Source organism: Alphaproteobacteria bacterium, assembly GCA_017308135.1.
Lineage (GTDB): Bacteria > Pseudomonadota > Alphaproteobacteria > CACIAM-22H2 > CACIAM-22H2 > Tagaea.
In genome coordinates, this window is the sequence record JAFKFM010000009.1 from 556868 (window position 1) to 568098 (window position 11231).

12 protein-coding genes are annotated in these 11231 nt (G+C 64.3%); 7 read left to right on the forward strand and 5 right to left on the reverse strand.

The window, feature by feature from the left end:
- Positions 1 to 32: 32 nt before the first annotated feature.
- Together J0H39_16000 and rfaD are read right to left on the reverse strand one after the other, a co-directional pair.
- Positions 33 to 821: a prolipoprotein diacylglyceryl transferase gene (locus J0H39_16000; GenBank protein MBN9498258.1), complete on the reverse strand. Its 789-nt coding sequence runs from the start codon at positions 819 to 821 to the stop codon at positions 33 to 35.
- On the reverse strand, positions 821 to 1810 hold the full coding sequence (rfaD, locus tag J0H39_16005) for an ADP-glyceromanno-heptose 6-epimerase (protein ID MBN9498259.1): 990 nt from the start codon (positions 1808 to 1810) through the stop codon (positions 821 to 823). Before rfaD ends, J0H39_16000 begins: the two co-directional genes overlap by 1 nt.
- A 65-nt stretch (positions 1811 to 1875) precedes the next feature.
- On the opposite strand from rfaD, the gene J0H39_16010 reads away from it, so the two are divergent.
- The 7 genes from J0H39_16010 to ychF all read left to right on the forward strand — a co-directional run bounded on the left by J0H39_16010 (position 1876) and on the right by ychF (position 7377).
- Positions 1876 to 2142 carry an accessory factor UbiK family protein gene (locus J0H39_16010; GenBank protein ID MBN9498260.1) on the forward strand — a complete coding sequence of 89 codons (267 nt, stop codon included), beginning with the start codon at positions 1876 to 1878 and terminating at the stop codon, positions 2140 to 2142.
- Positions 2143 to 2351: 209 nt separating this feature from the next.
- A complete protein-coding gene (locus J0H39_16015; protein MBN9498261.1) occupies positions 2352 to 2855 on the forward strand; it encodes a YbjN domain-containing protein in 504 nt (167 codons plus the stop codon).
- A gap of 97 nt (positions 2856 to 2952) precedes the next feature.
- Positions 2953 to 3753 (forward strand): pyrroline-5-carboxylate reductase, encoded by an 801-nt coding sequence (locus J0H39_16020; GenBank protein ID MBN9498262.1) that lies wholly within the window; start codon positions 2953 to 2955, stop codon positions 3751 to 3753.
- 166 nt (positions 3754 to 3919) lie between these two features.
- Positions 3920 to 4852, forward strand: coding sequence for a ribose-phosphate pyrophosphokinase (locus J0H39_16025; GenBank protein ID MBN9498263.1), 933 nt, complete (start codon positions 3920 to 3922; stop codon positions 4850 to 4852).
- Positions 4853 to 4927: 75 nt separating this feature from the next.
- Positions 4928 to 5647 carry a 50S ribosomal protein L25/general stress protein Ctc gene (locus J0H39_16030; protein ID MBN9498264.1) on the forward strand — a complete coding sequence of 240 codons (720 nt, stop codon included), beginning with the start codon at positions 4928 to 4930 and terminating at the stop codon, positions 5645 to 5647.
- 36 nt (positions 5648 to 5683) lie between these two features.
- Positions 5684 to 6268: an aminoacyl-tRNA hydrolase gene (locus J0H39_16035; GenBank protein MBN9498265.1), complete on the forward strand. Its 585-nt coding sequence runs from the start codon at positions 5684 to 5686 to the stop codon at positions 6266 to 6268.
- Between the two features lie 8 nt (positions 6269 to 6276).
- Entirely contained in the window at positions 6277 to 7377 is a 1101-nt protein-coding gene (ychF, locus tag J0H39_16040) for a redox-regulated ATPase YchF (protein ID MBN9498266.1), read from the forward strand.
- Here the strand turns inward: ychF and J0H39_16045 are convergent.
- The 3 genes from J0H39_16045 to J0H39_16055 form a co-directional block, all read right to left on the reverse strand.
- Positions 7374 to 7751, reverse strand: coding sequence for a hypothetical protein (locus J0H39_16045; protein ID MBN9498267.1), 378 nt, complete (start codon positions 7749 to 7751; stop codon positions 7374 to 7376). The two genes, ychF and J0H39_16045, sit on opposite strands and share 4 nt — an antisense overlap.
- 290 nt (positions 7752 to 8041) lie before the next feature.
- On the reverse strand, positions 8042 to 8761 hold the full coding sequence (locus tag J0H39_16050; protein ID MBN9498268.1) for a hypothetical protein: 720 nt from the start codon (positions 8759 to 8761) through the stop codon (positions 8042 to 8044).
- Positions 8762 to 8763: 2 nt separating this feature from the next.
- Positions 8764 to 11070 (reverse strand): trypsin-like peptidase domain-containing protein, encoded by a 2307-nt coding sequence (locus tag J0H39_16055; protein ID MBN9498269.1) that lies wholly within the window; start codon positions 11068 to 11070, stop codon positions 8764 to 8766.
- Between the last annotated feature and the right edge of the window lie 161 nt (positions 11071 to 11231).

Sequence of the window (11231 nt, forward strand, 5' to 3'; positions counted from 1 at the left end):
ACAGCGCTTCGAAAGGATGTCGCGGAAGCCGCTCACGCGGGCTTGGGCGGGCGCGACATCAGCCACGCCCCGGCCGCCAGCATGGGCAGCGACAGCACCATGCCCATCGTGATGGGCCCGAGCAGATAGCCCAGATGCGCGTCCGGCTCGCGGAAGAATTCGCCGATGATGCGCGCGACGCCATAGCCCGCGAGGAAAGCGCCCGCGACGAACCCGTCGCGCGCGCGCGCATATTGCGTGCGGCCAACGACGAACAACACGGCGAACAGCGCCAAACCTTCCAGCGAGGCTTGATAGAGCTGGCTGGGGTGGCGCGGTTCCGGCCCGCCATGCGGGAAGACCATCGCCCAAGGAACGTCGCCGGGCCTTCCGAACAATTCGCCGTTCACGAAATTGGCGAGGCGGCCGAAGAACAAGCCGATGGGGACCGCTTGCGTGACCAGATCGCCGAGGCGGAAGAGCGAGATCTTCTCTTTGCGCGCGAACAGCACGATCGCGACGATCACGCCCAAGGCGCCGCCATGGAAGCTCATCCCGCCCTTCCACAGATACAGCGCTTCCAGCGGCTCGGCGATGTAGTAGCCGGGCTTGTAGAACAGCACATAGCCCAAGCGCCCGCCGGCGATCACGCCGAACGTCACCCAGACGACGAAATCGTCGAGCCTCTCCTTCGTCACCAGCGCCCAGGGCCCGGCGTTGAGATAGCCCGCATAACGCCAGCCGCCGAGAATGCCGGCGATATAGGCGAGCGCGTACCAGCGGATCGCGATCGGGCCGATGGCGATGGCGACGGGATCGATATCGGGAAAGGCGAGCGCCATCAGACGTAAGGATCTTCTTTGACGAGATGATCGAGCACGTATTTTCGCACGCCGTCCTCCAACGAAGTGAAGGGCCGCGTGTAACCGGCGGCGCGCAGGCGCTCCATCTTCGCTTGGGTGAAATACTGATACTTGTCGCGGATCGCTTCGGGCGTGTCGCGCCAGGCGATCTGCGCGTTCTTGCCGAGTGCGGCGTACACGGCGGTCGCGAGGTCGAGGAAGCTGCGCGCGTGGCCCGTACCCAGATTGAACAGGCCCGAGACCTTCGGATGGTCGCGCAGCCACAGCATCACGTCGACCACGTCGCCGACCCAGATGAAATCGCGCTGCTGCCCGCCATCGGGAATGCCTTCGCGATGCGAGCGGAACAGCGGAAACGCCTCGCCCTTCGCCGCGACCGGCTGCACCTGATGCACGACCGAGCGCATGCCGCCTTTATGGCCTTCATTGGGGCCGTAGACGTTGAAGAACTTCAAACCCACATGCTGGCGCGGGCGCGCGGCGCTTTTGTCGCGCAGCAGATCGGCCACGCGCCGATCGACCATATGCTTCGACCAGCCATAGGGATTCAACGGCTGGAGCTTCGCGAGGGCGGCGGGCGACGAATCGTCGTCGAAGCCTTGCGTGCCATCGCCATAGGTCGCGGCCGAGGACGCGTAGATGAACGACGCGCCGTTGGCCGCGCACCAATCCCACAGATCGAGCGTGGCGCGAATATTCGTGCGCACGATCGAGTCCACGTCGGTTTCCGTGGTCGCCGAATTGGCGCCCATATGGAAGATCGTCTCGATCTTGCCTTTGCGCGCGGCGAGGAAATCGCCGAGTTCCTCGGGGCGCACCACATCGGCCAGCACGCGCTTGGCGACGTTCTTCCATTTGTCGCCAGTACCAAACCAGTCGACGCAGACGAGTTCGCGTGCACCCTGCGCTTCGAGACCCGCGAGAAGATTCGAACCGATGAAGCCGGCGCCGCCGGTGACCACGATCATGGGCCGCTTATAGGCGCGACACGATGGCCGTTGCAACGGCGCGGGGCCCTCGCCATATTTCGATCATGCAGACCGACAATAAAATCCTCGACGATTTGTCGCGCGCGGCCACCGGCGCACTTTCCGCCTTCACGGCGATGCGCCAGGAAGTGGAAGGCCAGATGCGCTTGGTGCTGGAGCGCTGGCTGCAAACGCAAAATTTGGTGGCGCGCGAGGAATTCGAGGCCGTGAAGGAAATGGCGTCGAATGCGCGCATCGAGAACGAGCGCTTGGCGGCGCGTTTGGCCGAATTGGAATCGGAAATCAATCGGTTGAAGAGCAGCGGCGCCTAAGTTCGCCCCCCAAATCTAGCGTTCGATTCGCCGGACCCTGTGCAAGAATTCAAAATCTTGTGGGTCGTCCGGGCAAAGTGCTTGATCCCTTGACTCTCGTTTGGCACCCTAACCCTAGTGGTTGAACGTCGAGTCGCAAGCCCCCTCCATCGCGGACTTGCGCCTGACGGACGCCGAAAGGGTAAATCCCGATTGGGAGTCTACAGGGCATGGTCGACGTCTCGGTACAGACTTCCGAATACGCATCTAACCCTCTGGATATCATCGAAGAAATCGTCACCGCCAATGAATGGCCGTTCGATCGTTCGGCCGAAGAGGAGTTGGTGGCGCAGGTTCCCGGGCGCTGGTGCGACTACCGCATCTACTTCGCCTGGAACGAGGATATGAGCGCGCTGCACTTCTCCTGCGCGCTCGACCTCAAACTGCCCAAACATCGCCGCGGCGTGGTCGCGGAGCTGCTGGCGCTGGCCAACGAGCGCCTGTGGCTCGGCCATTTCGACCTGTCGGGCGACGAAGGCCTGCCGACCTTCCGGCATGCGGTTCCGTTGCGCGGGGCGCGCGGCGCCACGGTCGAACAGATCGAAGATCTGGTCGATGTCGCCCTGTCGGAATGCGAGCGCTTCTACCCGGCGTTCCAATACGTCGTGTGGGGCGGCAAGGATCCGGCCGAAGCGGTCGCCGCTGCGTGCCTCGATCCGATGGGCGAAGCGTAAAGCTTCGCCCCTCGAAAGCACGCGAAGCCTAAGTTCGACGATTGATTTTCGCGCCTGCCTCGGCCACACCCGTTCCGCACGGAACGGGAGTGAAGCGATGCGCACCAGCATTCTGTTGATCGGCTGCGGCAAGATGGGCGGCGCCATGCTCGAAGGCTGGCGCGCCGATCCCGCGTTGGGACCGTTCGTAACGGTGGAACCCGGCGACGGCGACGCGCCGTTTCGCGGCAAGAAAGACGTGACGTGCGTGAAGCGCATCGACGAAATCCCGGTGGGATTCGTGCCCGACGCGATCATCGTCGCGACCAAGCCGCAAGTCATGGAAACCGTGCTGCCGCCCTATCGCGCGATGGCCGCGAAGGCGCTGGTGCTGTCGATCGCCGCGGGCCGGCGGATCGAGTTCCTTGAAAAGCATCTGGGCGATGTCGCGGTCATCCGCACGATGCCCAACACGCCCGCCGCGATCGGACGCGGCATTTCGGTTTGCGTCGCCAATGCGCGCGCCAGCCAAGCGCAGCGCGACCTCGCGGCCAAGCTGATGGGTGCCGTCGGCGAAGTGGGCTGGGTCGACGACGAAGCCTTGATCGACGCGGTGACCGCCGTGTCCGGCTCGGGCCCCGCTTATGTGTTCCTGCTGGCCGAGGCGATGGCGGCGGCGGGCGTGAAAGCCGGCCTCTCCGAAGACCTCGCAACGCGACTTGCCCGCGCCACCGTGTCGGGGGCCGGCGAATTGCTGCGCCAGTCGACCGAAACCTCGGCGCAATTGCGCAAGAACGTCACCTCGCCCGGTGGCACCACCCAAGCCGCGCTGGACGTGCTGATGGGCCCCGGGGGCCTGCCCGACCTCATGGAAAAAGCGGTCGCCGCCGCCCAGCGCCGGGGCCGGGAATTGGCTTAAAAACCGGGCAAAACCCCCGTTACACCGGCGTTAAACCGGCGGTGGACAGGCCGCCCCCTCGCTGTTATTTTCCCGCCGCCCGCGTATCCCGGGAGTCTCCTCGGGTCGCGGGCATGTCGTTTTTTCGACGGTTTTTCAACGCCTTAAAGGGCTCGGTCCGGTCGTCATGAAACTCCTCGCCGGGAATTCCAATCGCCCGCTCGCCGAGCAGGTGGCCAAAAGCCTGGATCTGCAGCTGACGCACGCCAATGTGCGCCGCTTCGCCGACCAGGAGGTGTTCGTCGAAATTCTCGAAAACGTGCGCGGCGAGGACGTGTTCGTCCTGCAATCGACCTCCTACCCCGCCAACGACAATCTGATGGAATTGCTGGTCGCGATCGATGCGCTGCGGCGCGGTTCGGCGCGACGCATCACCGCGGTGCTGCCCTATTACGGCTATGCCCGCCAGGACCGTAAGTCCGGCCCGCGCACGCCGATCTCGGCCAAGCTGGTCGCGAACCTGATCACCGAAGCCGGCGCCAATCGCGTCGTGACGCTCGACCTGCATGCGGGTCAGATCCAGGGCTTCTTCGATATTCCGCTCGATAACCTCTTTTCGGCGCCGACCTTCACCAAGGACATCCGCGAGCGTTTCCACGGCAAAGACCTCGTGATGGTCAGCCCGGACGTCGGCGGCGTCGTGCGCGCGCGCGCCGTCGCCAAGCGCCTGGAAGCCGATCTCGCCATCATCGACAAGCGCCGCGAACGCGCGGGCGTCTCCGAAGTGATGAACATCATCGGCGACGTGAAGGGCCGCACCTGCATCCTGATCGACGACATCGTCGATTCCGCCGGCACGCTGTGCAACGCGGCCGTCGCGTTGATGGAGGAAGGTGCGACCGAAGTGTGGGCCTATGTCGTCCACGGCGTGTTGTCGGGCGGTGCGGTGCAGCGCGTCGCCGCCTCGCCGCTCAAGGAACTGGTCATCACCGATTCGATCGTCGCCACCGACGCGATCCGGGCGACCAAGAACATCCGACAGATTCCGATCGCGCCGCTGCTGGCGGAAGCCATGCGGCGCATCAACGAAGAGCGTTCGGTCTCCAGTCTTTTCGACTGAGGGATCGGACATCCCGGTGCTTGGGACAACCCTGGAGGTCCGGCACCGGCAACCGAGAGAGAAGGAAAACGAAAGATGGCTACCATCAACAAACTCGCGGCCGAGCCGCGTGAAGGGGCTGGAAAAGGGGCCGCCCGAGCTGTGCGTCGCGCGGGCCGCGTGCCCGCCGTGATCTACGGCGAGAAGACGACCCCGACCCTGATCTCGCTCGACCCGCGCGACATCATGCGCGAAGCGTCGAAGACCGGGTTCTTCACCCGTCTGTACGAAGTCGACGTCGCGGGCAAAACCCATCGCGTGCTGCCGCGCGATATCCAGTTCCATCCGGTCAACGACCGTCCGGAACATGTCGACTTCCAGCGCGTCGGCTCGGCGAGCCGCGTGCGCGTCGAAGTGCCGGTCAAGGTCGAGAACGCCGACAAGTCGCCGGGCTTGAAGCGCGGCGGCGTGGTCAACCTCGTGCGCCACACGATCGAATTGTGGTCGCATCCCGAGAAGATCCCGTCGAAGATCGTCATCGATCTCGGCAGCCTCGACATCGGCGATTCGGTGCATATCGAATCGATCAAGCTGCCCGACGGCGTGAAGCCGACGATCGCGCGCAACTTCACCGTCTTGGCGCTGCGCGCCCCGTCGGTGCAGAAGGAAGCGGAAGTCGCCCCGACCGCCGCCGCGGCGGAAGGCGCCGCCGCTGCCGCACCGGCCGCGGGTGCCGCCGCACCGGCCGCCAAGGCCGGCGATGCGAAGGCCGCAGCACCGGCCGCCGCCGCCGCCAAGCCCGCCGCCAAGAAGTAAGGCGGCGTCGGTTCGACACGTATCGGGGTCCGGGCCATGAAGCTCCTGGTCGGGCTCGGCAACCCGGGCCCCGAATACGCGCGAAACCGGCACAATATCGGCTTCATGGCGCTGGACGCGATCGCGTCCGCCTTCAGCTTCGGGCCGTGGAAGCGCCGCTTCCAGGGCGAGACCTGCGAAGGTCTGATCGGCGGCGACAAAGTCGTCGCGCTGAAGCCGTTGACCTACATGAACCTGTCCGGCCAATCCGTGGGCGAGGCCGCGCGGTTCCTGAAAATCGATCCGCGCGACATCGTGGTGATCCACGACGAGCTCGATTTGCCGCCCGCCAAACTGCGCACCAAGATCGGCGGCGGGCATGGCGGGCATAACGGATTGAAGTCGATCGACGCCCATCTCGGCACCAAGGATTACGTCCGGGTGCGCTTGGGCATCGGCCATCCCGGCGACAAGGATCTCGTCGCCGATTACGTGCTCCACGATTTCGGCAAGGGCGACATGGCCTGGGTGCACGACATGGTCGACGCGATCGCCGACAACCTGGCCACGCTGCTGAAAGGCGACGAGGCCGGCTTCATGAACAAGATCGTGCGCGCCCTCGAGCCGCCGAAAACGAAATAGAGGACGAGATGGGTTTCCGTTGCGGCATCGTGGGTCTTCCCAACGTCGGCAAGTCGACGCTGTTCAACGCGCTGACGGCGACCGCCGCGGCCGCCGCCGCCAACTATCCCTTCTGCACGATCGAGCCGAATGTGGGCCGCGTGCCCGTGCCCGATCCGCGCCTCGACAAGCTCGCGGAGCTGGGCAAATCGCAGAAGATCCTGCCCACGCAGCTCGAATTCGTCGATATCGCCGGCCTCGTGCGCGGGGCCTCGAAGGGTGAAGGGCTCGGCAACCAGTTCCTGGGCCATATCCGCGAGGTCGACGCCATCGCCCATGTGCTGCGCTGCTTCGAAGGCGGGGACATCACCCATGTCGAAGGTTCGATCGATCCGATCCGCGACGCGGAGACGGTCGAGACCGAGCTGATGCTCGCCGATATGGACAGCCTCGAAAAGCGCCTGCCGAATTTGCAGAAGAAGGCCAAGACCGGCGACAAGGAAGCCAAGGCGGCCCTCGAAGTCGTCGAGCCCGTGCTGGCGGCGCTGCGCGACGGCAAGCCCGCGCGCACGGTGAAGCCGTCGGCCGAACTCGCCGAGACCTATCGCCAGCTTCAGCTCATCACGTCGAAGCCCGTGCTTTACGTGTGCAATGTCGAGGAAGCATCGGCCGACAAGGGCAATTCCTTGAGCGCCAAGGTCGCCGAGATGGCGGCCAAGCAAGGTGCGTCTTCGGTCGTGATTTCGGCGGCGATCGAAGCCGAGATTTCGCAATTGCCGACCGACGAAGAGCGCAAGGAATTCCTCGCCTCGCTGGGCCTGGAAGAGACCGGCCTCGCGCGCGTGATCCGCGCGGGCTACGGGTTGCTCGGCTTGCAGACCTTCTTCACCGTGGGGCCGAAGGAAGCGCGCGCCTGGACCGTGCGCAAAGGGGCGAAGGCGCCCGAAGCCGCCGGCGCGATCCACACCGATTTCGAGCGCGGCTTCATCGCGGCCGAAACCATCGCCTATGACGATTACGTCACGCTCGGCGGCGAGCAAGGGGCGAAGGAAGCGGGCAAGGCGCGCACCGAAGGGCGCGACTATCTGGTCCAGGACGGCGACGTGTTTTTGTTCCGCTTCAACGTTTAGGAACCGGGCCGCGCGGCGTCGCGCAATGGCACGACATTCGCGGGCGCCGCGCCCGACGACGCCGTTGCGCGGGCCGTCCAACGCTCGACGAATTTCAGCAGGAACGCCTTGATGCTTTCGCGAATGGCGCCTTCGTTCGCCAACCGCAACCTTTCGGCGGCGATAAAGGCGCTGCCGAAGCTCGCCGTATAGGGTGTCACGAGTTCTTCGTTCAAAATTTCGGCTTGCGACGCCCGCTCGACGACGCGATAGCGCACGCGCGGCGTGACCGTCAGCGAGATTCCCACGAAGGGCTGTTCGAGGGCGAGAAGTTCGACATCCACGACCAGTCGCGCCGCGGCGGCATCCGTCGCGCGCAGTCCGTTGAGCGTCAACGAACTATCCAGAGCCTCCCGGAACTCGGAATCGCCGACTTTCGATACCCATAAAGGCATCGATTCCTGCCCGCCGGAAACGCTTCCGACCGCCATCGATCCAGCCAACTCCGGATTTTCGCGTACCGCCGGCGCGACGGCGTCGGGAACGGTCATCAAAACGGCCCGCGACGGTATCGCGCAAGCCGCGAGCAGCAGCATCGGGGCGACGGCAATCAGACACGTCAAAAGCCGTCGTAAGCTTGCGGCCGAAATCATAACTCGGTCCATCTTGTGTGCTGCGCCGCCGGTCAAATCAGATCGGCGGCGATGCGCGCGGCGCGCTGGCGCACTTGGTCGGCGATCTGCGCTTGGCTCGTCATCCGGCCGCCAGCATAGACGGCGAACTGATTATGGATGATCTGACGCGGCGGCCGGAAATCCGTGTCGCGCTCCACCATGCGCGGGCTGCCTTCGAAGGTGATGCCGCGCTGCGTGGTGCCGGTGCGTGAATCGAATACCGACAGCGAGAACGCCGCGATCACGATATACGTGTCGTTGGTCACGTAGCTGCCGATGATCGCGCCGAGCGCGGCCCCCGATACGATTCCGATCGCCGTCCCTTGCGATACGTTCGAGCGGCGCCCCGCGATGCCGCCGGCGGCGGCCCCCAGGAAGCCGAACTCGGTCATATAGGATTCGCTGATCTGGCTGGAACGCACGACGTTCACGTCGACGCGCAAGCCGTAATCCGGGCCGGTGACCGGTTCGAACCCGCGCGAGGCGTAGCCTTGGCCGATTTGGGTCGCGAAGCTGCTCATATCGAATGCCGTGTCGCCCGAGGTGTTGCGCGTGAAGACGCGCAAACGCCGGTCGCGCACTTGATTGGCGTCGAACACGACGTGCTTCTCCACGACCGAGCCGAAGGACAGGCCCGTCGCTGGATCGCGCACCATGCCGAGCTGCGGCGTGGGTTGGCAAGCGCCCAAGGCGAGCGCGCCGGAGCCGAGAAGGAAATGCCGACGATCCATGTTCACGATCCCTGACGCTGCGTGACGACTTGAACGTTCTTTTCCTTCAGCCAATCCAATACCTCCCGATAATGGGTGCCGAAGTTGAGATTCTGCGCGTCGCCTCGTCCCCAGGAAACAACCGCGACGACCCGATCGCCGAGAAACACGGGACCGCCCGAATTGCCGGGGCTCGTGGCGGCGTCGTATTGGACCTGCCAGAAGGGCTGCCCGCCGACACCGTTGATCGATGGCGCGCGGCGCACGGCGCTGACGACGCCCCGCGTCAAACTGAACATCGCACCGCGCGGATGGCCGATCACTTCCAGCTGGCCGCCAAGATCGAGATTATTGCCTTCGTAAAACTGCACCGGCTTGCCGCGATTCTGGACCCGAATCAGCGCCAGATCGAGCCGCACATCGGAGCCTTCGACGCGGCCGAACGTTTCTTGGCCATTCGAAAGACGCATCTCGACGAGCCGGCTTTCCTTGACGACGTGATAGTTCGTCATCACGAGATCGGGGGTCACGTAAAAGCCCGACCCCATGGAATTGCCGCCCGAGGCATAGATCGCCACGACGCTTTCCATACGATGGTCGGTACGCCGGCTATCTTCGACGCGGTTGGCGCGGAAGCTGGCGATCGCGGTGTTCTTGTCTTTCAGCATCTCCTCGCGCAGCGCCACAAGCGTGGGCATCTTCTGCTCGCGCGACTGATTGCGTAGATAATGCTCGACCAATTGGGAGAGCTTCACCTTCATCGGTGCGCGCTCCCATTCGTCGACGTCTTCCTCTTTATGCGCCGATGCCTTGATCTGCGCGGCCTGCGGATCGGTGTCTTGGACCTGGTAATTGACGCGGAAATCCTGGTTTTCGGTGACGTCGAAGGTCGATTTGAAATAGGTCTGCGCGCGCCGATCGATGACGTAGTAATTGACCGTCATCGCGCGCGAGGCCTGCACGCGCGCCTGGTTGTAGTTGTAGTCCTGAAAGACCGGCACATCGATCATCTGCGGCGTGGATTGCAGCGCCCCCATCGCTTCGTCGAATTTCTTTTTCGACGCCGACGTCGCCGCCATATCCGCCATCATGCCGATCAGGCCGAAAATGCCGGCGTTCTGGTGGCTGTAGCGATTCATGCCTTGCTGCATCTGTTGCGACTGATAGGCCATCTGCGCCGCCTGCATTTCGGTCTGGCGGATGGCGAATTGCGGATTGGGTTCGCGGCGCGTGTCGACGATGGCGCGCGATCTGATCGGATCCATGCCCGCGACGCGCCGGTTATTGCGCGCCAGCGCCACGTCGAACACGATTAGATAATCCGCCGTCTCGGCGATCGGATCCTCGATCGCCTTGTCGAGGTCGATCTTGGTCGCCTCGAACGGCATGTCGATATCGACCTCGGCCGGAAACTCGATGGCGCCGGTGCTGAGCAGCGTCCGGCTGGTCGCCTGCGCGAAGCCAATGCGCGTCCCGTCGATCTTCTTGGGCTCGAACCCCGCCGCGCGCACGGCGTTGACCCCGCCCAATACGGCGCGCAGATCGCGCGCCCCGCCCGAGGCGCGCAGATGCGCCGCCAGAACGAGGTTCGAGATTTTCTCGGTCGTCGCCTCGTCCAGCGCACCCGCCTCGCGGTTCACTTTGGCGAAATGCGCGAGTTGTTCGCCGCTCGCCGCGTTCAGGCGCGAAATGATCGCATCGAGATTGGCGGCTTTGAAGCCGCGCGGATCGGGCACGAAAGGATAGGCCGTCACGAAGGCCGGCTGACCGAAATGGTCGTAGGCGCGATAGGCATCGACCGCCGCCGCCGCGATCTTGGCGCGCGCGGCGGCCGCACTTTCGCGCAGCGCGTCGAAGATCGGTTCCTTGAACTCGGGCTCCGACAACAGCGTTTCCCGATCGATCGCCGCGACGATCACGTCGGCTTGGGTCAACGCATCGCGCAACGCGCGCCATTGCGCGGGGTCCATCGGGTCGGCGGCGTCGAGCGTCGCGCGGTTCAACGCGGCGATTTCACGGTGCGGCGCCTTCAAGCCGTCGGCGGCGGCGGTAAGCGCCGCGCGATGGCGTTCGATCCGGCCCGCGTCGAAAAACGCGCGATGGCCGGCGAAGACCTTGGCCACATCCGAATGCCGTTCGGCCTTTGCCAGGCTTTCGACATGCTGACCCTGGTTGAAGAAGATCGAGTAGCTGACGCCATCGACGTTGGGCGATGCCGCCTGTCCCGAAACGGTCGGGCCGCCGTCCTGTTGGCAACCGGCCAGCATCAACGCCAAAACGGCGCCGTAAAGCGCGCGTCGAAACCCGATGAAACCCGCTGCCCCCCGCATACGCGCCTCTCCGTAAGACTTCTCGATGTTTCGTATTTGTCCCTTACTACCTATAGCGAGAGCATATCGGAAGTAAATGATTTTTCGATCTATGAGTCATAGAGGTAATCATCTGCGGGAAATTCCACTCCCCCACCCCGCGCTTGCCCGACTCGGGGCCG

Excerpts from the sequence above, each read along its gene's own strand:
- rfaD (MBN9498259.1), bottom strand. The coding sequence starts at position 1,810 with ATGATCGTGGTCACCGGCGGCGCCGGCTTCATCGGTTCGAATCTTCTC.
- J0H39_16010 (MBN9498260.1), top strand. The coding sequence starts at position 1,876 with ATGCAGACCGACAATAAAATCCTCGACGATTTGTCGCGCGCGGCCACC.
- J0H39_16030 (MBN9498264.1), top strand. The coding sequence starts at position 4,928 with ATGGCTACCATCAACAAACTCGCGGCCGAGCCGCGTGAAGGGGCTGGA.
- J0H39_16000 (MBN9498258.1), bottom strand. The coding sequence starts at position 821 with ATGGCGCTCGCCTTTCCCGATATCGATCCCGTCGCCATCGCCATCGGC.
- J0H39_16015 (MBN9498261.1), top strand. The coding sequence starts at position 2,352 with ATGGTCGACGTCTCGGTACAGACTTCCGAATACGCATCTAACCCTCTG.
- ychF (MBN9498266.1), top strand. The coding sequence starts at position 6,277 with ATGGGTTTCCGTTGCGGCATCGTGGGTCTTCCCAACGTCGGCAAGTCG.
- J0H39_16050 (MBN9498268.1), bottom strand. The coding sequence starts at position 8,761 with ATGGATCGTCGGCATTTCCTTCTCGGCTCCGGCGCGCTCGCCTTGGGC.
- J0H39_16035 (MBN9498265.1), top strand. The coding sequence starts at position 5,684 with ATGAAGCTCCTGGTCGGGCTCGGCAACCCGGGCCCCGAATACGCGCGA.
- J0H39_16055 (MBN9498269.1), bottom strand. The coding sequence starts at position 11,070 with ATGCGGGGGGCAGCGGGTTTCATCGGGTTTCGACGCGCGCTTTACGGC.
- J0H39_16025 (MBN9498263.1), top strand. The coding sequence starts at position 3,920 with ATGAAACTCCTCGCCGGGAATTCCAATCGCCCGCTCGCCGAGCAGGTG.
- J0H39_16020 (MBN9498262.1), top strand. The coding sequence starts at position 2,953 with ATGCGCACCAGCATTCTGTTGATCGGCTGCGGCAAGATGGGCGGCGCC.